Raw genomic sequence first — 22749 nt, 5'->3', positions numbered from 1 at the left:
AATCCCCTTCTTCCTCACAAAGCTACTATCTTTTAGTCCTGGTGTTTTGCTAGTTTTTCTCTAGAATAATACTATACATATGCAATTAAAATTTAAGAGTATTTTCTAGATGTCATGTAAGCCAGACTTACCACAAAAAGCAACATATATTGACCTTTTCTCTGGGTGTGGAGGGCTTTCGTTAGGTCTTGGTAATGCAGGTTGGCACGGTCTCTTCGCTGTAGAAAAAGATCCCATGGCATTTTCTACTTTTAAGCACAATCTTATCGATGGAAAATATGCGCACTTTGATTGGCCAGAATGGTTACCTAAAGAGGCAACAACTATTCAAAACCTTCTAGAGAAGTATCCTGAACAATTAACCGCTTTGAAAGGAAAGGTTGATTTGATTGCGGGAGGTCCGCCGTGTCAGGGGTTCTCACTTGCTGGGCGTAGGAATGCTAAAGACCCACGAAATAAGCTCTCCGACGAGTACATCAAGATGGTAGAGATAGTTTCACCTAAGTATTTGCTACTCGAAAATGTGAGGGGCTTTAATGCTTCTTTCAAAGCTCCTGATGGAAAAAAAGCAAAGAAACCACATTCCATGATAGTCAAAGCTAAGCTTGAAAAACTTGGATATAAGGTATTCACAGACTTTCTATGTAGCGCTGACTTTGGAGTACCTCAAAAGCGAACTCGTTTCATCATGATTGGTGTTAAGAAAAATCTTATAGATCATGACTTTGAGAATCCTTTTGAAATACTAATCCATAACAGAAGTGAGTTTTTGAAAAGTAAGAAGCTCCCTTTACAACCTGTAAAAGTGAGTGATGCGATTGGAGACTTGCTTGTACAAACTAATGGTCTTATTCATCACTCTGGAAGCGATAAAAGTGGGTTCAAACAAGTCGATTATAAGCTACCGTCTAAACCATCAAAGTATCTTCGAGCAATAAGAAAGGGAGCGAGTAAGTCCACTCCTAACAGTTTACGGTTGGCTCGGCATAGGCTAAGTACAATAGAGAAGTTTACTAAGATACAAGAAATTTGTAAGCCAGGTGTTAGTTTGAATGATCAAATGCGCATGGAAATTGGAACCAAGAAACAAGCCATAACAGTTTTAAATGCAGACGAACCATCGAAGACTTTAACAACACTACCAGATGATTTGCTCCACTATAGTGAACCGCGAATTTTAACTGTGAGGGAAATGGCTCGCATTCAATCATTCCCAGATAGCTTTGATATTTTGGGTAAGTATACAACTGGCGGCGAAAGAAGAACGCAAGAATGCCCTAGATATACTCAAGTCGGAAACGCAGTACCTCCATTTTTAGGTGAGGCATTAGGTTTACTTATAAAAGGTTTAAAACATGAGCAATAGTACAGAAGTAAACTTTGTTGCAAATGCGGGTGTTAAAGATATTGTGGGCCGAGGGCTTATCTACAATGATAACGTTGCGATAATTGAGCTTGTTAAAAACTCGAAGGATGCAGATTCTCCTAGGGTTGTAATCGAATTAACTGATGTAAATATTGATACCTCAAAGGATACCCTTGATAGCCTTTTGTATAAACCTGAAATCTGCATTAAAGACTTTGGTATAGGTATGACCAAAGATGATATTAAGAACAAGTGGTTGAATATTGCATATTCCGAGAAAAGGGATGCAAAAGATAAGCAGTATGCTGGCAATAAAGGCGTTGGCCGTTTTAGTTGTGACAGGCTTGGCGAGCAGTTAACGCTTTACACTAGGTCTGCTGGCGGTGAGTATTTAAAGTTGGTCATTGATTGGACTCTTTACGAAAATAAAGAGGTCGATGATGAGATATCCACTATCCCTCTATTGGTTGACACCCTTTCTGAGGGGGAATTTTTAACAGAGATTAATGAAGAAAGTTTCCATTCTGGAACGGTATTGAAGATAGAGAAACTCCGTTCTGTGTGGGATGCTAAAAAGCTAGGTAAGTTGCTATCTGAGCTCGAAAAATTTTCCCCTTCATTGGATGAGGGGTTTGAAGTGTATATGCAAGGAAATATGCATTTTGATACCTCAAAAATAAAGTCAGAAGAAGCGAAAAGAAAACTAGAAGAATTAAATAGAAAACTTAAATCCAAAGTTGATAATGGAATTCTTGATAAGCTAAAGATTAAAACTAGCTACATCAGTTCAGTGATTGATGACAAAGGAGAGTATATAAATACCACTCTGTATTTTCAGGGGGAGGAAATATACCAGTATAAGGCCGAAAATCCTTACAAGCTTCTTTCAAGTGTATCTATTGAAGTGCATTATTTGGATAGTATATCTAAGGGGTATTTTACTAGGAGGGTTGGCATCAACCCCAACGCATACGGCTCGGTATTCCTCTTTTATAACGGTTTTAGAATATCGCCTTATGGAAATGAGAAAAATGACTGGCTTAACCTTGACCAAAGAAAAACTCAGGGTACGTCTAGGTATTTGGGTACTCGTGATGTTTTTGGACAAGTAACTGTCAAGGATACGAAAAACTCCTTTGGAGTAATAACTAGTCGTGAAGGTCTTGCCCACAATAAGGCTTATTTTGAGCTTGCCGCATCTGATGAAGAAGATAAAGTTGTTGTGAGGACCAAAACTAAAGATCAACCAGAACTCAAAGAGTACGGCTTCGTTACTTTGATTTTAAGACAACTGGAAGCCTTTGTAGTGGAAGGGCTTGAGTGGAATCGACTGGTTGACACATTAAAAGAAAGAAATGTTGTGTCGGCCCCTGACGCAGAAAAAGACCCTGAAAGATTTATATTTAAGGAGTTATCGAGAGAGAAGATAGAGGGCTCTTTAGATAAATTGGTTAAAGGTAGTCTGAATGTAATTGATTATAAAATAAACAGCACCTTAATCTTACAGATAGAAGAAATAAATCAAAAAAAGCGTGAAGACTATTTGCGGGAGTTCGTATCATCTCTAGGTGATACTGACTTTGCAAGCTTGTCACAAAATGATAAACAGCAAACAAAGAAAATAATACAAGAATTAACCACTCAAAAGAACATTGCGATTGAGCAAAAGGTTGAGGCTGAGAAGGTCGCCAGTATTGCAACCAAGAAAAAGATAATTGCTACAGAAAAGCTAAAGACCGAAGAGCGAAGGAGTAGTTTCCTTGAGCGACTTGTTGACCCCGAAAAGACATTAGATGCATTGATAACTCATGTTATTCAGCAAATATCAGGTGGAATAGAGAAGGATGCTCGTTCTGTTTTAAGTGCTTTTTATGAAGCACCGGATTCTGTATCTAAAGAAGAACTTGTGGAGGTCTTGGAGCACGCTGTTCTCGATATCTCCACAATCAAAGAAACAGCCAATATGGCAACTAAAGCAAATTTCAATATTAAGGTATCTTCCGTCAAACAGGACCTATACCTATTTTTTGAAGATTACATCAAAAAGGTTGTATCAAAAAATGGCAAGTGGGGAGTAAAAATAAACGCTGTTAACACAAAGAGGCTCAGTCGAGAAATCAATTTTAAACCAGCAGAAGCTTGTGTTTTGTTTGTCAATATTTTAGAGAACTCAAGAAGAGCGGGCGCTAAAAATCTATCTGTAATCTTTAGAGAGACGGGGATTGACTTTGTAGATGATGGATCTGGTTTTGATTTTGAAAGGCTGGATAGCAGTGCTTACTTTAAGAAGGGTATTTCTACTACCGTAGGAGGGTCCGGTCTTGGTTTGTCTCATTGCAGAGATATTGCTAAGTCTTTGGGGGCAACGCTTACTATAGGAAATAGTGAAGAAGCCGGTGCTGTCGTCGCGTTGGAGTTTTCAGATGAAGCTTGAATTTAAACTGATTTGGATTGATGACCAGCTTCGTTCAGTCAGAGGGGATGTTAGAACAATTAGCTCATTCTTTAAAAACAAAGAAATTGAGCTGTCAATACTATCTATTGAGTCCAAAGCTGGTGAGAATGTCATCGAGAATGATAGCTTCATTAAAGCTCTAGCATCCGGAGAATTAGATTTTATTTTGATTGATTTCAATATGCCAGAGTTGAATGGCTCTGATGTGATTGAACACATTCGTAAAACACTTGAGGATTACCACACACCAATATTATTTTACACTGGTGATAACCCTTTAGGCTTGGCAGAAGCGATTAATAGAAAAAACGGTGAAGGGTCAGAGTTTATCGATGGGATATTTTATTGTCATCGAGACAATATTAGTGACAAGTTTCTGAAGATAGTTAAATCTCAATTAAAGAATGATGAGAGGATTAATTCTGTTAGAGGGATGCTGATGGAAAAAGTCGGACATATCGACAACGGAATTATTCAGGCCATCAAACTTCATAAAGATAGCGTCAAAAGTGAATCAAAGAGTGGGGTTTGCAGTAAAATAAAAAGCCGCCTTCAGCGTAAGAGAAGGGAGCTAAATGACGCACTAGAAAATGTCGAAAGTTGGGAGTACGACGAAGTTATAACATTTTTGGAAGACAACCCAAGGCTAACCGATTGTCATACGAGAGCCGAGTCTCTTAGGGAGATGCTCCGTAAAACTGAAAATCATACGAACAAAGGGGACTTGCTATCTAAGTTCTACAATTGCAGTGGTGATGATAAGTGCCTGAATAAAATAAGAAATACATATGCTCATGAAGCGAGTGATTTGATTTCACCTTCTCATACGGAACCTAACATCAAAGCAATTTGAAAAAAAACACGAGAGCATATCTTAAATATTGACGCTATTTTGGACACAGAATGAAAACAGTAATCGTCGATTTGGATGGAACATTAGCTCTCAATGGGCACAGGGCCCATTTCATTGATAAGTCCCAGAATAAAAAGGTCGACTGGGTTTCTTATTTTAATGCTTGCGATAAAGACTTACCTAACCAGCCAGTAATTGAGTCAGTTAACGCTCTTAAAAAGCAGGGCTATAGAATTCATATTTTTTCTGCTAGAGGCGACATAGTTAGAACCAAAACAGTTGAGTGGCTGTCTCTGCACAATGTCCAGTACGACGCTCTAACAATGAGAGAAATGGATACATACACAGCTGACGAAGTACTAAAACGCTTCTGGTTACTAGACCTATACCCAAATTATAAAAATGATATCCTTTGCGTGTTTGATGACCGTGACAAGGTTGTACAAATGTGGAGAGAGCTTGGTTTGGCCTGTTTTCAAGTAGCTGATGGCAATTTTTAAACACTGTTAGTAGTACACAAAAAAGTCAGCTTTACCTAATTATTGATAGTCATGTTCTAGAAGAGTTCTTGTGATTAAAGTTAGCTTCTATGAAGTATACAACTCCTTATCACCAGCGCTATTAGAGTCGATTGCTTTGGCCCTCTGAAAGTTGGTACTACCTTCGAAGTTAAATAGTACAACAAATAGTATGTGCACTATTTAACTCTCTAGTTTTCACGTAGGTCATGAAAGCTTTAGTATTAATTTGATGGTTCTAAGCAGAAATCGGCATTCTCGCTGCGATCACCCAAACTTGCTGCCCAAGTTACTTTCTTCGTCACTTCTGGGCGCTCTTCACGCCACAAAAAGTCCAACTCTTTCTTCAGCCTATCGTAGCCTTCGCGTGTAATCAGGTTTGTTTTCATATTCCTAGCAATATTCGTTTGCAACCACTGTATACATTAGCTAAAAAGGTAATAAACGTTAACAATTCTTTGCGCCACATTAGTCAGAACAGTGTTACATTTTGATTACCCAAATCGGGACAGCGTATTTATTAAGTGGAATCATTACATGCAAGAAAACTTTAAAATTCTGGTCGTAGATGATGATGCGCGCTTGCGTGCATTACTGGAGCGTTACCTGTCTGAGCAAGGATTCCAGGTACGCAGTGTGGCAAACAGTGAACAGATGGATCGTTTGTTAACACGTGAAACCTTCCACCTGATGGTGCTTGATCTCATGCTACCTGGAGAGGATGGCTTGTCCATTTGTCGTCGCCTGCGTAACGCGAACAACATGCTACCTATCTTGATGCTGACAGCAAAAGGCGATGAGGTCGATCGTATTGTTGGTTTGGAAGTTGGTGCTGATGACTATTTACCGAAGCCATTCAACCCACGTGAACTGTTGGCTCGAATTAAAGCCGTACTGCGCCGCCAAACGATTGAACTTCCGGGAGCGCCAAGTTCTGAAGAGTCCATTGTCGAGTTTGGTGAGTTCCGCCTAAACTTAGGCACCCGTGAAATGTTCCACGGCGAGGAAGCAATGCCTCTAACCTCTGGTGAGTTTGCGGTATTAAAAGCGCTAGTCACTAACGCTCGTGAGCCAATGTCACGTGATAAATTAATGAATATGGCACGTGGCCGTGAATACTCCGCAATGGAACGTTCAATCGACGTCCAGATTTCCCGTCTGCGTCGTATGCTCGAAGTTGACCCAAGCAAACCTCGCTACATCCAAACTGTTTGGGGCCTCGGCTACGTCTTTGTACCGGACGGTAAAGAAGCTTAACTCCTTCACACATGGTGCTGGTATTTCCTTCCGTTACCAGCACCTTTCTAGCCATAGGTTCTACATATGCGCATTCGCAGCTCCTTCACCCAATCGATCCTGTTGTTTATCACTCTCCTCATTGCCAGTCAGGTTTACTCTTATTACGCGGTGTTTAATTACGCCTTATTACCCAGCTTGCAGCAGTTCAATAAAATTCTTAGCCACGAAATCAAGCTCATGCTACTCGACACCGAGAACGGAACGAATGAGCTCGCAATGGATGCACCTTTACGCCGTCAGGTCCTCGAACAACTTGGCGTCACCATGCATGCAGAGAATAGTTTGATTGCCCGTGAATACGAGCATGCCGTCAGTATTGATCTTATGAGTGAAGAAATGAGTCATGAACTGGGTTCACCGACCGAAGTACGAATGATGCTAGGGGAAGAGAGTTACATTCTCTGGATGAAAACCGATGCCTTGCCTGACTCACTCCTTAGGATCCCTTTATCTGAGCTACAAGAAGAAGATTTTGCCCCACTTTTTCGCAATAGCTTGATCATGGCTGTCTTAATTATCGCGGGGGGCTGGCTCTTTATTCGCTTACAAAACCGACCATTAACGTCATTAGAAAGCGCTGCGAAATGCGTCGGCCGTGGTGAAATCCCCCCGCCGTTACCGGAAAAGGGAGCCAGTGAAATTCGCTCGGTTACCCGCGCATTTAATCGCATGTCGAAAGGGATTCAAGAGCTGGAAGAAGATCGCGCATTATTAATGGCCGGGATCAGCCACGATTTACGTACGCCACTCACTCGCATCCGACTCGCGACAGAAATGATGTCACCCGAAGACAGCTATTTAGCAGAAGGGATTATCAGCGACACCGAAGAGTGTAATGAAATCATTAGCCAGTTTATGGATTACCTAAAACCCATTAATACCCAATCTTTTGTTGAGGTGGATTTGAATGACATCGCCAACGATGTCGCCTCTTCTGAAGGTGGCTATGAATTTCAAATTGAAACGGCATTGCAAACCGACCTCAAGTTAGCACTCGGCAGCCCCATCGCAATGAAACGTGCAGTCAGTAACTTGGTGGTCAATGCGATACGCTATGGTAATGGTTGGGTCAAAGTCAGTACGGGAAATACCGCTGACAACAAATTATGTTGGGTATGTGTTGAAGATAATGGTCCCGGTATTGAAGAAAGCCAAGTTGCGAAATTGTTTGAACCTTTTACCCGTGGCGATACCGCCAGAGGTAGTGAAGGTACTGGGCTTGGGTTAGCCATTGTGAAGCGGATCATCAGCCAGCATCATGGCTCCGTTGCAGTAACCAATCGCAGTGAGGGTGGCCTGAAAGTCCAAATCAGTTTCCCAACCGCCTAACCACAAAAAAGCCAGTCATTGTGTAACTGGCTTTTTTATTGATATGGGCAGCAAGATTATAAGCGCCCTTGGTAGGACAATGGATATCGCCCATTATCTTCTGGTGCTGGTAACCATTTCAGTTGTTGTTGTAGTGCTGATGGGAACGCTTGTTGCGGCTTAAACCAAGCTTGGGTGTCATAGCTGCTATCCGCTTTAAGGACCAATGAAAATTCACTTTCAACTTGTTCGCTTTGCTGGTTACCTTTCAAAGTTAACGTACTGTCCTGACAACTAATATCTGCCACAACAGGTCCGACATTCAGTTCCGCCAATGGGGTACCAATGGTATCGGTATTCCAGACCAGAGCACCTTCTCCAGACTGGCAGTAGGGCTCTGCATAGTCAAAGTGTTTAATGCTTAGCTCAATCTGACCAGTTAAATCCAAGGGTACTGGCAGATTTGGGGCAAACTCTAATGCGGTATCAACGGGCATTGAAGCAACAAAATTCTCTGCATACGCACCGCTGACACCATAGCCCACGATACCTCGACCTTTCACGTTTAAATCACTGCCTCGGCCAAATCGTACTTGTGCTTGCAGATTCCCCGTCAACAGTTTGCTTGGCTGAATACTCCAACTGACCTCACCAAGTTGATATTGTGCCCACTGCGCACTCACTAGACGCCCCTTCCAAATAGTGCCTGTGGCGCCATTCAGACTCAGTTGAGGCGGTAAAGGAAATTGGCTAAGCACAAACTGTGCTGGAATATGAACCACAAGGCTGACAAGGAATGCCATGACAACCAACAGAGTTATCAGTATTTTTTTCTTCACGCCACCCTCTCTTACTTACTCAACTGCAAGCGCTTAACTTCGACCACACCCGCGCGTTCAGCTTTATCGACATCAAGGAAAGCAACATCCACACCCTGCTCTTCTTTCAGGTAAGCAACCCAGTCAATCAATGTAGTAAAAGGCAGCGGTTGTACCCAAACTTGGATCATCTCACCACGAGGTTGTACTCGGATCAGTTCAATATTAAAGCGGCTCACTGAGGAGGAGATGATTTGGTTCAGCGGCTGGCTAGAGACCACTTGTCCACCTTGCGCACGCAATCGAGAGATTTCATCCGCTTTGTTTTGTACCCAACTCAGCAGTTGCTTCTCACTGGTAATACGGTTTTGCACCTGCTCAGCTCGCGAGCTTATTGGCTGCAATATCCCCCAATAAATGATCCCAACAACCAACAAGAGTGAACAGACAATTACCATGCGCTGTTCTCTCACACTGATGCTACTCCACCAGCTTTGGAATGAGGCTATGTATTTTTGCATTGAACTCACCTCACTTATTCTTCAGCACAAAGGTGCCATTAACGGCGTTACCAGAACGATTAAGCTGGCCTTGCTCTACCGCAAAATGCTGCGCAAGCTGCTCACGTGCTTTTTCAAAGCTCTGGAAATCTTGGCTCTGTGCTTCTAGACGCACCTCACCACGGTTTTGATCGTATTTAAAGCTGTTCAGCTTCAGCCCTTTTATTCCAGACAGTGCTTGGGGCAGTTTTACCATCCAATTCAAGACCCCTTCGCCTGAACCACCACCAGACAGTTTCGACGCTTCGTCAGTGAGCTGACGTTTTAAATAGCTCACAGTCGGGATCTTGTTTTTCCCAGGAAGTACAGTTCTAAAAATACGTTCACTTTCCGCACGATAAGCATTGGCTTGAGTTTCATACTGCTGGATTTTTAACAGGTTATAGCCTCCAGCAATCACCACAAATACAGCTGCAGCAACCACTGCTTTCTGCCAAACTTTCCAATGGCGTAGCAAAGACGATTTGGGTTTAAAGCGACCACTGAGTAAGTTCACCTTACTTTTGACGGCTTGCTCTGCCAGCAGTTGCATTACCAGCTTAGGCTCACTGGTTTGCCATGTTTGCTCTTCAGCTAAATTCAGTTCAGGTAATGGCGAGTATGAGGTTAAGGTTAAAAACTCTTCATCTTGTTTCACCCACTCTGACTGAGCCACCATTTCCAGCCACTCAGAATGAACACTCAATGCCGAAAAAGCGTCTTTTTTCATTAACCATTGACCATCTAGTTCAACAGCCGCTATGCCATCCAGTTCTGGTAACGCCAAAGCATCGGGCAGGACACGCTTCACATCCACATTTAAATCTTTTAGTGCGGTGAGGGTTTCACTTAACCATTGGGTTTCCACCGCGCAAATTTTGGCTTTATCGCCACGCTTTTCGAGCACGCTAAAATGCAGATCATCAACGTCTTGCGCGATGTCATCTTCCAAAAGGTAAGGCAACATGCTCTCAAACTGGCGTGACGCTCCAGCTGGAACATCCACTTCCGCTAATAACACGTCAGCGGCCGAAATTAATAACACCGCCTGACGACCAGCGGCATACGTTGTTAGCTCAGCTAAATCGTCTTGATTGTTCAATTCACCACTGGCGATAACGTCCTGCTGAGCTTCAGACCAAACTAACCACTGTACCGAGTGGCTACTATTTCTGCTCAGACGAACGATCAGAAACTCGCTCACTGATTCCTCCAAAGCGACGGCGTACTACCGTTGCAGTTTCTCTATTTTCACTAAACAACAGGCTACGAACTCGAACACGAGATTCGTTAACCAATAGTTGTACATCCAATTCAAAATACACACTATCTACAGAAAGATACTGTTTAACCTTTTCTTTTTGTTCATCATTGATGCCTGACAATGCTGACTCCTGAAGAAAATCATCCACACTCGGCCAACCGTCAAATGGGCGACTCTCAAGCATAGACTTGGCATCATCCGTACTCAGTGCCGGATGAAATAGCGCCGCTAAAAGTGCAGCATGCTTACTGTCTATCGTATTCACATTTAGCGCCATTTCACTGGTAGGCAAGGCACACACATACGGCGCCACTTTCGCCATCACATCACCCGTAACCTGATGAACAGCTCGAAGCTCACTACCATCAGCCAGCAACGCGTTTGCCGTCATATAAGCGGGTGAAAAACCTTCGTATGTGCTGTCTTCCACCCCGGATACGGAGTTCACGGTATTGTCCTTGTCGACAAACTCCCACGTTGATTGAGCAATGCTTTCAGCTTGGTAGTTTTCCACTTCCAGCTCTTCCAGCAGGTTTTGTAGCATTTCCACCAGAAAAGGCATTTGGCTCTCTCCTGGTTGTGCAGTAACCCCAGCCAATGCATTGAGATTAAAACACGCTTGGCGATCATAGATGCGTCCAGACAAGGTGCCGTAATCCAATGGGTAAACCTGTTCTTCCAGTGCCCATGGCTGAGAAAGGTTCGTGGTATCACTGTCTTTATAGCTTTGTTCAATGGCTTTTTTCGCCAAGTTTTCAGCGCCAACGCTATACCAATAGGCTTGCTGATAATTGAGCTGGTTTGACGCGCGCTTGAACTGGCTAAATAAACGGTCAGCCATACCTGCCGCAATCGTTGCCATAATGGCAAGCAATAACAACACGACGATCAGCGCGACACCTTTTTGAGAGCTTCTCTTCACTGTTTCAGCTCCCCTTCTGCCGCCTCAGTCAATTGAGCACCAGTAGTTAAATAAATACGCTCAATTTCCCCATAATCTTTTAGGGTCAAAGTAACAGAAACCGCCTGTGGTAACGTATCTTTGGTCTCCCATTGATTCTGCCACTTCTTACCATCGTAAAAGCGCATTTCTAAGGTTTCGACCTCTTTTAGAAGCGGCGTATAAACCCCTTCTTGCCCTGCTGGCGTATCGGGATAACGCCACCACACACGCTCTAACGTTTCTTCTTTAATGCGATAGCCTACTTTAGTGACCTCGCCACGCGGAAACTGCTGTTGCGGGTTACGCCATCCTGTGCGGGCAAACATGATCCCTTTTCCATCGGAGTCCAACAGATAATCTTTCCAATGAACCAATAAGGCATCGGGCTCTTCCCCATTAGTGCGGGTTTTTCTTAATGCCATTTGGCGAAAATCGTTATCCATGAACACCAATGTGCGTTGAATCGCCTTTAGTCGTTCACTTTTTTCCAGAGAGAGCTCGTTGCTGCGTTGAACTTGATTGACGACCTGATAGGCACCGAGGCTCAAACTGGCAAAAATCGCAATCGCCACCAGCACTTCAATCAATGTAAAACCATGTTGACGACGGTTACTTCTGCACATAACTTCTCACCGTGACCACTGGTGTGCCTTTTTCTTCCACAGCAACACTGACATCAAATGCTTGTAGCAGATCGCCAGAGGTTGATACTGGTGTTACACTCCAATACCAAGTGCGCCCCGCTAATTCGTCTTTGCCTGTTTGCTTTTTGACCTTATTACCATCGAGCATCACCTTAGCCATGTGGTTGTCCACCACCATGGCCGCAAAAGTTTTCTCTTCCAGATAACTCAAGGTATTAATGTGTTGACTCACAGAGCGGATCGTCGCAATGGCTGCTGTGGCAAAAATCGCCAATGCAACGAGTACTTCTAGTAAGGTCATTCCTCGCTCACGACGCATCATCTTCTCCTGGCGCTAAAGAGATAATTTCACCATTCTCTTTTGCACGTATACGCCAACCATCTTGTTCACTGTTTTCCTGTGAAGGGTATAAAGAAATAGTAAAAGGCGTCACTTCACCGCTGGAAACAATAAAAATTTGTGGAGGACGCTGCTTTTTCTCTTTGTCTTGCTCTACGTCGGCAAACATATCTTCATCGAATAGGCTACCCGGTTTAAACAAGCGATCATCGCTTTGCCAAACGCCGCCACCCAATGAAAGTTCAATGGCAACACCGTCCGGCAGTTGCGTTTCTGAAGGAATCTTATCTATTGCTAGAGGCTGCCAGCCATCTTCTTTTAGCTCTAATAGCACGTAGCGTGACTGTTTTTCATCCACACGCAAGCCGTAATCTTTGCCACTCAGTAGCGCTTCTTCATTTAGAAGTTGCACTCTCAGCGATAAAGACTTAGCTAGTTGTTTTAAGGTGTCATCGGTACTGCTTGGGAGGGTGGCAATCACTGCAACCGCAGCCATCGACAACAACACAAGAACCAGTAATATTTCGATGAGAGTGAAACCGCGTTTGCTATTCATGCTAATTAAGGCGGCTTAACGCCGCCTAAAACTCATTATTGAAAATCTTGAAGGTTCCAGTTACCAACGTCGGCATTTGCCCCTTCACCGCCTTCTTGGCCGTCTGCGCCAAGAGTGAAAATATCGATAGCGCCATTATCACCAGGGCTTAGGTATTGGTATTCGTTACCCCATGGATCTGATGGTAGACGCTTGATGTAGCCACCATTACGGTAATTACGCGGCTCAGGGTTTGATGGTTTAGTTACCAACGCATCCAGTCCTTGATCGGTTGTTGGATAGACGCTGTTATCTAGCTTGAACATGTCCAATGCATTTTCTAGCGCAACAATATCGGTGATCGCTTTCTGTTGGTCCGCTTTCTCTTTGTTACCCAGCAGGTTTGGTACGACGAAGCTCGCCAGAATCCCCAGAATAACCACAACAACCATCACTTCTAACAGGGTAAAACCTGACTGTTTCTTCATTTTGTTTTTCATTATTTTCTCCAAGTATTTGTGTCCTGCTTAGGTCACCCACTCATTAAGTTATTCATTTCTAAAATCGGCATTAGCGTCGCCATGACAATGAACAATACCAATCCAGCCATCAACGCTATCAAAGCTGGAGTAAAAATACCCAATGCGATATTCACTGTTGACTCAAAATTTGCATCTTGGTTATCTGCGGCGCGCGTTAGCATGCTTTCTAATTCACCACTTTGCTCACCACTGGCGATCATATGTAGCATCATTGGTGGGAATAATTTGGTTTGATCGAGCGCTTTACGCAGGCTTGCCCCTTCACGAACATTATCCGTTGCACTCAAAACCTGTTGTTTAACGTAATGGTTAGACATAACGTCAACCGCGACTTTCATTCCTTCCAAAATAGGGATCGCACTGGAGGTACAAATCGAGAGCGTACGAGCAAATCGAGAGGTATTCAGGCCACGAGAAATTTTGCCAATCATCGGCATTCGAATGACCTTACGATCCCAGCTCAGACGTATATTGGGTTTACTCAATGCAAACTTGATCAGATAAGACAAAACCAATACAGCAGCAAGAATATACAGTCCCCAGTTTTGCACAAATTCACTGGAGGCAAGTAAGAACTGAGTCGACTGAGGAAGCTCCTGACCCATTTGCACAAATTGGCCAACGATCTTGGGTACGACAGCCGCCAGCAGAAATGCAACGATACCAACAGCAAACACCACCAAGACGATCGGATAAATCATGGCTTGCATCAGCTTTGAACGCATTTTCTGCCGGTTCTCTGCGTAGTCAGCTAAGCGTTCCAATACTGCGTCGAGATGGCCTGACTTTTCACCCGCAGCCACCATGGCGCGAAACAGCTCATCAAAAATATGAGGAAAGTCAGCCAAACTGTCTGCCAGCGTGTAACCTTCCGTGACTTTTGAGCGCACCGCGAGCAACATCGTACGAATACGTGGCTTTTCCGATTGTTCCGATACCGCTTTTAGACACTCTTCCAACGGCATCCCTGATTGAACTAGGGTTGAGATCTGACGCGTGATCAGCGCGAGATCTGGGGTACTGATACCCCGCTTAAAACCACTTTTTGCCGTTCCTTGTTGCTTGCTGGCTTTGGCGCGAGTTTCAATCACATCAACAGGGATCAAACCTTGCTCTTTTAAACGAGCACGGACTTGTCTGGCGTTATCACCCTCGATAACACCTTTGACATTTTTCCCTTTAGCATTGAGCGCTTTATATTCAAATGCTGCCATTATGCTTCCTTGGTTACCCTCATGACTTCTTCTAATGAAGTCACACCATTAAGCACCTTTTCTAAGCCATCACTACGAATGCTTGGCGTATGCTCACGAATGGCTTTTTCGATTGCCTGTTCACCAGCTTCACTGTGAATAAGCTCTTGCACGCTTTCGTCAACAATTAACAGCTCGTGGATCCCTGTTCGGCCGCGGTAGCCTTTGAAGTTACATTTCTCACATCCGCAGGCTCGGTAAAGGGTTAGCTCATCTTTTTTCTTCAGACCAAACAGTTTTTTCTGCTCTTTGTCGGCTTCAAAAGGCTCTTTGCAGTCTTTACATAATGTGCGAACAAGACGCTGAGCCAAAACGCCCAGTAACGAAGAAGAAATTAGGAAAGGTTCAATGCCCATATCACGTAAACGAGTAATAGCACCTACTGCGGTGTTGGTGTGTAGCGTCGACATCACCAAGTGACCGGTTAATGAGGCCTGCACGCCAATTTGCGCGGTTTCTAAATCTCGAATTTCCCCGACCATCACAACATCTGGGTCTTGACGCAAAATCGCACGTAAACCGCGCGCAAAAGTCATATCGACTTTTGGGTTCACCTGAGTTTGACCAATGCCATCGATATCAAATTCGATTGGATCTTCGACGGTAAGAATATTGCGTTCATTACTATTTAATTCTTGAAGTCCAGCATAAAGCGTGGTCGATTTACCAGAGCCTGTAGGACCGGTGACCAAGATAATGCCGTGCGGACGGTCAATCATCTTGCGGAAACTATCATGGTTGCGAGCTGTCATGCCAAGGCTATGCAGATCGAGGCGAGTAGCGTTTTTATCCAGCAGACGCATTACCACACGTTCACCATGAGAAGATGGCATGGTCGATACACGAACATCCACCGCTCGACCACCGATACGCAATGAAATGCGGCCATCTTGTGGCACTCGTTTCTCTGCAATATCCAGTTTCGCCATGACTTTTACCCGCGATACCAACAACGGTGCAAGCTTTCGACTTGGAGAGAGGACATCGCGCAGTACCCCATCAACCCGAAAACGGATGGAAAGGCTCTTTTCAAAGGTTTCGATATGGATATCCGATGCACCTTCTTTTATCGCTTCACCAAGCATGGCATTGATCAACTTGATGATTGGCGCATCATCTTCAGACTCAAGCAAATCTTCATCTTGTGGCAAATCTTCCGCCAAAGAGAAGAAATCATCGCTATCCGCACCGAGATCTTCCATTAACTGGCGAGCTTCAGAAGAGTCACGCTGATACGCTACGGTCAAGCGGCTTTCAAACTGCTCTTGTGACACTTCAGTCAGTGTAAAATTGGCAGACGTCACCCGCTTTACTTCCATTAAGGCCGGCATGGATAAGGGGGCAACGTAAAACAGAGTCAGTCCACCCTGATCCATTTCAAGCACCAGTTTAAAGCGATTGGCGAAACTAAACGGCAGGCGACTGAACGCCACTACAGACTCCACATCACTCATTACTTGCTTTCCATCTGCTCAATAAATGCTTGGATTTCTACTGGATGACGTCGATCTTCACCAAATTTAGGCAATACAGGAATATGAGCATCATCCATCAGCTTCAGACCTTCTTCAGCTTTATACAATTGTTCTGCTCGAATAAAGTTGTATTTACGCTGAGTGATACCATCTGCCGTCACACCATCGCGAATAATCGTTGGCTTGATAAAGACCATCAGGTTTTTCTTGCTGGTCTGTGTGCTGGTTGATTTAAATAGATGACCTAAAACAGGAATATCACCTAACAAAGGCACTTTTGATTCACTTTCTTTTGTTTGCTCATCAATAAGGCCACCTAGGACAATCATCTGACCATCTTCAACCATCACAGACGTATTGAGCTGACGTTTTGCAAAGCGAACATCAACTGCACCATTTGGACTCAATACGTTTGAAACTTCCTGTTCGATATCCAATCGTACAGAGTCCCCTTCATTAATTTGCGGGGTAACCTTCAGCTTGATCCCGACCTCTTTACGATCAACGGTCCGGAATGGATTGTCATTATTAGAGCCGGCTGTAGACCCCGTGATCACTGGCACTTCTTCACCGACAATAAAAGAGGCTTCTCCGTTATCCATCACTGTAATACTCGGAGACGACAGAATGTTGGAGTTAGAATCGGTTGATACAGCACTGATAAGCGCGGTCCAATCTCCCATCACAATACTAAGTGCAGCGCCATTCACACCACCTAGTGCCGCTGCCAACGTAGAGAAATCACCTTTGGTAGTGGTTTCTTCGTAATATTTGATTTCACCGGTATCACTATCACGGATCGGCTGTTTTTCTACCGTATCTTTTGCTTCTTCCAAACCAACCATAACTTGGCCGATAGGAGCACCAGCGTTGCCATATTGGATAACCGCACCACTTTCAAGCGATCCCCATTGAACCCCAAGGTTAATGCCATCACCTTCCGCCATTTCAACGATCAACGCTTCAATCAATACCTGAGCACGGCGAATATCAAGCTGGGCAATCACGTCCTGCAATGCATTCATGATGTCGGGCGGCGCAGTCAGTACCAAAGCATTGGTTTCTGGGTGAGCCGAAATCATCACTTCACCGCGATTCGCAGCTCCTCCACCTTTTTTACCACCACCATTTTTCTCAGCCTGCAGGTTATCTGACACACCTTTAAGCACTTCAACCAGATCTTCAGCTTTAGCATTCTTCAGGTAAACCACTTGGTTATTACCTTTAGTCGCCATTTCGATATCTAGTTGCTGAATCAATTTACGTAGGCGCTGGCGCACCTGCGGATCACCAGAAATAAGAATGGAGTTGGTACGATCGTCTGCGACCAATTTAGGTTGCAAAAATGCGGGGGTATTTTTTTGTTCTGTGGTTTTATTCAATGCTTCAACAATACGTACCATTTCAGCAGCAGAAGCGTTATCCAATTCCACCACTTCAATTTCTTTATCGCCGGCTTGGTCGACACGTTTGATAATATCGGCTAGGCGATTAACAACCGCCGCACGACCCGTGATCAGAATGATGTTAGCAGGGTCGTAGTGCACCACGTTACCAGCGCCAGCATTATCATTTAACTGACGAAGCAAAGGAGACAACTCACGCACTGAAACATTGCGAACAGCCACAACTCGAGTCACAACACTGTCGCCTTTGGCACTGGCATCACCCACAACAGGGATCGCAGACGTTTTTGCGTCTTTCGATTTGATAACTTTCAAAATCCCGTTATCCATTTCAACGACAGCAAAACCATAAACTTCCAATACGTTCAAGAAGAAGCTGTAGTACTGATCTTCCGTTAACATATCGTAACTGCGCACATCAATTTTACCGCGAACAGAAGGGTCCACGATAATCGTCTTCTCTAAGTTGCGTCCAACAATGTTGATGAATTCCTGAATGTCTGTACCTTTAAAACTGGCACTATAATCATTCGCCATCACCATTGGTGACGCGAGTAAACTTCCAGCCAACAACCATGTACTCTTGTTCAGCCAACCCTTCACGGCATACTCCTTAAATGACCCCGCCCTCAGGCGGCGTGAGTCTTAAAATTCAATATAAATCTCATATGGCTGACCATCACGTTCAACGGTCAGGTTGAGTTCACTTAACTCTGATATTGTTCTGAAAATCTGGTTCATCGCACTTGGGTCAGACAAATCCTGACCATTAATATGCGTAGCGACATCACCACTTTTTAACCCTAGTGATTCGAATAAAGCAGGCTCTGACCCCGGACTTAAGCGGTATCCAGTGATCTGATTGTCGCGTTTAACTTGAGACATACGAACATAACGAAATATTTCTTGTGGATTTTCACTCAAGCGTTCGCGAACTTGCTCAACCTTATCCCTAGATAAATTTGTCGGATTCCCTGTTGCACTCTGAGATTGTGACTTAGGTTTGGTTTGCGCAGATTGTTTCTTATATTCAATCCCTTGCAACATCACTGTTTCATCACGCCCTTGATTGTCGATAATCACACGATCGGCCAACACGGCTTTGAGTTTCGCCCGAGTACCTTCAATGACTTCATTAATGCCATAAGTAGCTTGTGCGCCACGGTTTGCGATCACAGCAAGCCCTTTATCAGGAATCGACGTAGTAACCACGCCCACCAAAATAACGTTGAGGCGACTTTTAGGCGCATCTTTAACAACGGGTTTAGGTTTTTCGGCCACGGCATCTTTTTGATACTGACCAAAGAGGTGGCTTTGCTGAAGACTGGAAAGATTAAGAAGCGGCTTAGAGGATGATGTACTGTTGACAGATGATGATGGAGACCAAGTTGCAATTTGTTGTTCTTGGGCCACCATCCAAACGGCTTTACCTGCAATCCAGGCACTCATCACGGCAAACAACACCATCAACACCGTACTGGCGGTGTTTTGGTATTGGAATAGTTTAGAGAAACTGCCCCATCCCTTTGCTAGATCCAAGTTCATACGACTCACGGGAGATCCTTTCTTTCTTCAGTTATTTTTGTGGTTTTTATCAATACACCCGTCGGTATAAAGTGCGTTTCGTTAAGGTCGAATTCTCTCAAAAAACCTATGTGTTTCATAGAATAAGTCGGGTTATAACAGTTATAAATAATTATTATTCGAACTAGACCAACATTTAAGGTTTTAAGCGAACAATAAAACATCAACTACCGTTTTTTATAACTTTTTAGAACAAACTTGAAAAATACGACCTTCATCACCATTGTAAGTTCAATATGTGGCAAAAAACGTCAAGTATATTAGGAGAAAAATACCAGTATGGGTTCCAATTCTGACGCCGTTCGCCTCGATAAATGGCTGTGGGCAGCTCGTTTCTACAAAACTCGTTCGCTCGCTCGCAATATGATTGATGGCGGAAAAGTGCACTACAATGGGCAACGTTCAAAACCCAGCAAAATCGTCGAACTCGGTGCCATAATTACATTAAGGCAAGGTCACGAAGAAAAAACCGTATTAATCGAGAAAATTTCTGACCAAAGACGTGGTGCTCCTGAAGCACAAACTTTATACTCCGAGACCGCTGAAAGTGTCGCCAAACGTGAACAGAATTCGTTGCAACGAAAACTGCACGCACATAACCCGAGCCCAGATCGTCGCCCGGATAAAAAACAGCGTCGCGACATTATTAAATTTAAACATCAGTAAGCGTATTGGCTTATACGAGACATTTGCTTACGAGGAAAAGAGTAACATGGCAAACAATGTGTTAAATCGCTACCTATTTGAAGACCTGTCTGTTCGTGGCGAGCTGGTACAACTGGATGAAGCGTACCAACAGATCATTTCCAGCAAGGAATACCCAGCAGCACTACAAAAGCTATTGGGTGAGCTACTCGTTTCAACCACTTTATTAACAGCAACCTTAAAATTTGAAGGCTCTATCACTATGCAACTGCAAGGTGATGGCCCTGTATCCCTTGCTGTCATCAATGGTGATCACGACCAAAAAATCCGTGGAGTGGCTCGTTGGGAAGGCGACATTGCAGATGACGCCAGCTTACATGACATGATGGGGAAAGGTCATTTGGTCATCACCATCCAACCACAAAAAGGCGAACGCTACCAAGGCGTCGTGGGTTTAGACGGTGACACATTGGCTGAGGTACTAGAAAGCTATTTTGCTAACTCTGAGCAGTTGAAAACTCGCCTATGGATTCGTACTGGTGAAGTCGAAGGTAAACCTCATGCGGCAGGCATGCTTATCCAAGTGATGCCCGACGGCACTGGTACCCCAGATGATTTCGAACACCTTGAGCAACTAACAGACACGGTAAAAAATGAAGAGTTATTCGCCTTAGAAGCAAACGAACTACTTTACCGCTTATATAACCAAGAAAAAGTTCGACTGTTTGACCCACAACCTGTCGAATTTTTCTGTGGTTGCTCACGCGAGCGCAGTGGTGCAGCCATTGTAACCGTCGACCGTGCTGAAATTTATGACATTTTAAGCACCGAAGGATCCGTTTCTTTACATTGTGATTACTGCGGCACGAATTATTCGTTCGACGAATCAGAAGTGAGCGAGCTGTACAATCAAGCCGGTTCTGGTAACAGTACGCTGCATTAATTCGTCTAGCTTATCAAGCGTATCAATAGTAATAAAAAGCCAACTTTGTGTTGGCTTTTTTTGTGATCAAAGCCTGATGAAATAAGGCATCAAACCAGCCGTACGCTATACTTAATTTTTTAAAATTAATAATTCAATTGATCTAGCGCAAAGCTTTGCGCACACGATAAAATAACTAAACCAATATGTGACGGGTTACCTAAAACCACACGAATATCATGGATAATTTTTGAGCTATATCCCTGTTTTCTCTCAGACCCGTTGCTAGCATGGTGAGCAGATAAAAATTACAAATTATTACAAAATCCCTACAAAAATCCTTATAAGGAGCACCTATGACCGTTATGGAACATACAAAGGCTGCAACAATTGATCTTACCAAACACGGGCTTCATAACGTAAAAGAGGTTGTACGCAACCCAAGTTACGAAATGCTGTTCGAAGAAGAGACTCGCGCTGATCTGGAAGGCTATGAAAAAGGCGTAGTAACCGAGCTGGGCGCTGTCGCTGTTGATACTGGTATTTTTACCGGACGCTCACCAAAAGATAAGTACATTGTTAAAGATGCCACGACTCAAGAGCATATGTGGTGGACATCAGATGCAGTGAAAAATGATAACAAACCCATCAATCAAGAAGTTTGGAGTGATCTGAAACAGTTAGTCACAGGCCAACTTTCAGGAAAACGCTTGTTTGTGATTGATGGTTATTGTGGTGCCAACCCAGACACTCGCCTGAGTATTAGAGTGATCACAGAAGTGGCTTGGCAAGCACATTTCGTGAAAAACATGTTCATTCGCCCAACCGAAGAAGAGCTGGCAACCTTCGAACCTGACTTTGTGGTAATGAACGGTGCAAAATGTACTAACCAGAAATGGGAAGAACATGGCCTAAACTCTGAAAACTTCACGGTATTTAACCTTACAGAGCGCATGCAATTGATCGGCGGTACTTGGTACGGCGGAGAAATGAAAAAAGGCATGTTCGCAATGATGAACTACTTCCTACCGCTCAAAGAAATCGCGTCCATGCACTGTAGTGCCAACATGGGCAAAGAAGGTGATGTGGCGATCTTCTTTGGCCTTTCTGGCACAGGTAAAACCACCCTATCTACCGATCCTAAACGTGCACTGATTGGTGATGATGAGCACGGTTGGGATGATGATGGTGTATTCAACTTCGAAGGCGGCTGTTACGCGAAGACCATCAAGCTATCGAAAGAAGCAGAGCCTGACATCTACAACGCTATTCGTCGTGACGCGCTACTAGAAAACGTCACGGTTCGTAACGATGGTTCTATCGACTTTGATGACGGCTCTAAGACAGAAAACACTCGCGTGTCTTACCCGCTCCATCATATCGACAACATCGTGAAACCAGTATCCAAGGGTGGTCACGCAAACAAAGTGATCTTCCTATCAGCCGATGCATTTGGCGTTTTACCTCCTGTGTCTAAACTGACACCTGAACAAACCAAATACCATTTCTTATCCGGCTTCACCGCAAAATTAGCAGGTACTGAACGTGGTATTACCGAGCCGACACCAACCTTCTCTGCATGTTTTGGGGCAGCGTTCCTAACGCTTCACCCAACCAAATATGCGGAAGTTCTCGTCAAACGTATGGAAGCTGCGGGTGCAGAAGCTTACTTGGTGAATACAGGTTGGAATGGCAGTGGCAAACGTATTTCAATTCAAGATACGCGAGCGATTATTGATGCGATTCTAGATGGTTCCATCGAGCAAGCTGAAACCAAACACATTCCAATTTTTAATTTGGAAGTGCCGACTGCATTACATGATGTCGACCCAAGCATTCTTGACCCTCGCGACACTTATGTTGATCCACTTCAATGGGAGAGTAAGGCGAAAGACTTGGCGCAACGCTTCATCAATAACTTTGATAAGTACACCGACAATGCAGAAGGGAAGTCGTTAATCGCAGCGGGTCCACAGCTCGATTAAGTGACTTCACTAGTAAATAATACCTTTAGCCCCTCATTTGAGGGGCTTTTTATTG

General features: G+C 43.9%; 21 protein-coding genes and 1 pseudogene. 9 read left to right on the top strand and 13 right to left on the bottom strand.

Annotation, left to right across the window (positions count from 1 at the left end; all coding sequences use genetic code 11):
• Positions 1-109 precede the first annotated feature (109 nt).
• From ACQEXS_RS12445 to ACQEXS_RS12430, 4 genes are read left to right on the top strand one after another with little or no spacing between them, the layout of a single operon-like run.
• Positions 110-1366 (top strand): DNA cytosine methyltransferase, encoded by a 1257-nt coding sequence (locus tag ACQEXS_RS12445; RefSeq protein WP_427014035.1) that lies wholly within the window; start codon positions 110-112, stop codon positions 1364-1366.
• Positions 1356-3800: an ATP-binding protein gene (locus tag ACQEXS_RS12440; protein ID WP_427014034.1), complete on the top strand. Its 2445-nt coding sequence runs from the start codon at positions 1356-1358 to the stop codon at positions 3798-3800. Before ACQEXS_RS12445 ends, ACQEXS_RS12440 begins: the two co-directional genes overlap by 11 nt.
• Complete coding sequence (locus tag ACQEXS_RS12435) at positions 3790-4674, top strand: hypothetical protein (protein WP_427014033.1); 885 nt, start codon at positions 3790-3792, stop codon at positions 4672-4674. Before ACQEXS_RS12440 ends, ACQEXS_RS12435 begins: the two co-directional genes overlap by 11 nt.
• A 50-nt stretch (positions 4675-4724) precedes the next feature.
• Positions 4725-5174: a hypothetical protein gene (locus ACQEXS_RS12430; RefSeq protein WP_427014032.1), complete on the top strand. Its 450-nt coding sequence runs from the start codon at positions 4725-4727 to the stop codon at positions 5172-5174.
• Positions 5175-5437: 263 nt separating this feature from the next.
• On the opposite strand, the pseudogene ACQEXS_RS12425 reads toward ACQEXS_RS12430, so the two are convergent.
• A pseudogene (locus ACQEXS_RS12425) lies at positions 5438-5581 on the bottom strand (transcription elongation factor GreB); the annotation flags it as partial.
• Between the two features lie 148 nt (positions 5582-5729).
• Here ACQEXS_RS12425 and ompR point away from each other — a divergent pair.
• A complete protein-coding gene (gene ompR / locus ACQEXS_RS12420) occupies positions 5730-6449 on the top strand; it encodes a two-component system response regulator OmpR (RefSeq protein WP_367987783.1) in 720 nt (239 codons plus the stop codon).
• A gap of 66 nt (positions 6450-6515) precedes the next feature.
• Positions 6516-7820 (top strand): two-component system sensor histidine kinase EnvZ, encoded by a 1305-nt coding sequence (envZ, locus tag ACQEXS_RS12415; RefSeq protein WP_427014031.1) that lies wholly within the window; start codon positions 6516-6518, stop codon positions 7818-7820.
• 56 nt (positions 7821-7876) lie between these two features.
• Here the strand turns inward: envZ and ACQEXS_RS12410 are convergent, their stop codons facing one another.
• From ACQEXS_RS12410 to gspC, 12 genes are read right to left on the bottom strand one after another with little or no spacing between them, the layout of a single operon-like run.
• Entirely contained in the window at positions 7877-8638 is a 762-nt protein-coding gene (locus tag ACQEXS_RS12410; RefSeq protein ID WP_427014030.1) for a type II secretion system protein N, read from the bottom strand.
• 11 nt (positions 8639-8649) lie between these two features.
• Positions 8650-9138: a type II secretion system protein M gene (locus ACQEXS_RS12405; protein ID WP_427014029.1), complete on the bottom strand. Its 489-nt coding sequence runs from the start codon at positions 9136-9138 to the stop codon at positions 8650-8652.
• A 10-nt stretch (positions 9139-9148) separates the two neighbouring features.
• On the bottom strand, positions 9149-10360 hold the full coding sequence (gene gspL, locus ACQEXS_RS12400) for a type II secretion system protein GspL (protein ID WP_427014028.1): 1212 nt from the start codon (positions 10358-10360) through the stop codon (positions 9149-9151).
• Positions 10323-11342 carry a type II secretion system minor pseudopilin GspK gene (gene gspK / locus ACQEXS_RS12395; protein WP_427014027.1) on the bottom strand — a complete coding sequence of 340 codons (1020 nt, stop codon included), beginning with the start codon at positions 11340-11342 and terminating at the stop codon, positions 10323-10325. The genes gspL and gspK overlap by 38 nt, the downstream gene beginning before the upstream one ends.
• Positions 11339-11986 carry a type II secretion system minor pseudopilin GspJ gene (gene gspJ, locus ACQEXS_RS12390; RefSeq protein WP_427014026.1) on the bottom strand — a complete coding sequence of 216 codons (648 nt, stop codon included), beginning with the start codon at positions 11984-11986 and terminating at the stop codon, positions 11339-11341. Before gspJ ends, gspK begins: the two co-directional genes overlap by 4 nt.
• Complete coding sequence (gene gspI / locus ACQEXS_RS12385; RefSeq protein ID WP_367987777.1) at positions 11973-12329, bottom strand: type II secretion system minor pseudopilin GspI; 357 nt, start codon at positions 12327-12329, stop codon at positions 11973-11975. The genes gspJ and gspI overlap by 14 nt, the downstream gene beginning before the upstream one ends.
• A complete protein-coding gene (gspH, locus tag ACQEXS_RS12380; protein ID WP_367987776.1) occupies positions 12316-12903 on the bottom strand; it encodes a type II secretion system minor pseudopilin GspH in 588 nt (195 codons plus the stop codon). The genes gspI and gspH overlap by 14 nt, the downstream gene beginning before the upstream one ends.
• A 35-nt stretch (positions 12904-12938) precedes the next feature.
• Entirely contained in the window at positions 12939-13382 is a 444-nt protein-coding gene (gene gspG, locus ACQEXS_RS12375) for a type II secretion system major pseudopilin GspG (RefSeq protein WP_427012026.1), read from the bottom strand.
• Between the two features lie 32 nt (positions 13383-13414).
• On the bottom strand, positions 13415-14638 hold the full coding sequence (gene gspF, locus ACQEXS_RS12370) for a type II secretion system inner membrane protein GspF (RefSeq protein ID WP_427012027.1): 1224 nt from the start codon (positions 14636-14638) through the stop codon (positions 13415-13417).
• On the bottom strand, positions 14638-16131 hold the full coding sequence (gene gspE, locus ACQEXS_RS12365) for a type II secretion system ATPase GspE (protein ID WP_427012028.1): 1494 nt from the start codon (positions 16129-16131) through the stop codon (positions 14638-14640). Before gspE ends, gspF begins: the two co-directional genes overlap by 1 nt.
• Positions 16131-18161 carry a type II secretion system secretin GspD gene (gspD, locus tag ACQEXS_RS12360; RefSeq protein ID WP_427012029.1) on the bottom strand — a complete coding sequence of 677 codons (2031 nt, stop codon included), beginning with the start codon at positions 18159-18161 and terminating at the stop codon, positions 16131-16133. Before gspD ends, gspE begins: the two co-directional genes overlap by 1 nt.
• 42 nt (positions 18162-18203) lie before the next feature.
• Positions 18204-19103, bottom strand: a complete 900-nt coding sequence (gene gspC, locus ACQEXS_RS12355) for a type II secretion system protein GspC (protein ID WP_427012040.1) — start codon at positions 19101-19103, stop codon at positions 18204-18206.
• Between the two features lie 318 nt (positions 19104-19421).
• Between gspC and hslR the strand changes: the two genes are divergently transcribed.
• The 3 genes from hslR (at position 19422) to pckA (ending at position 22694) form a co-directional block, all read left to right on the top strand.
• Positions 19422-19808 (top strand): ribosome-associated heat shock protein Hsp15, encoded by a 387-nt coding sequence (hslR, locus tag ACQEXS_RS12350; RefSeq protein ID WP_427012030.1) that lies wholly within the window; start codon positions 19422-19424, stop codon positions 19806-19808.
• A 46-nt stretch (positions 19809-19854) separates the two neighbouring features.
• A complete protein-coding gene (gene hslO / locus ACQEXS_RS12345; protein WP_427014025.1) occupies positions 19855-20730 on the top strand; it encodes an Hsp33 family molecular chaperone HslO in 876 nt (291 codons plus the stop codon).
• Between the two features lie 335 nt (positions 20731-21065).
• On the top strand, positions 21066-22694 hold the full coding sequence (gene pckA, locus ACQEXS_RS12340) for a phosphoenolpyruvate carboxykinase (ATP) (RefSeq protein ID WP_427014024.1): 1629 nt from the start codon (positions 21066-21068) through the stop codon (positions 22692-22694).
• Positions 22695-22749: the final 55 nt, after the last annotated feature.

This window comes from Vibrio sp. TRT 17S01 (assembly GCF_050113695.1).
Lineage (GTDB): Bacteria > Pseudomonadota > Gammaproteobacteria > Enterobacterales > Vibrionaceae > Vibrio.
The sequence above is the reverse complement of the archived record's forward strand: the minus strand, read 5'-3'. Positions and strand labels throughout refer to the sequence as shown.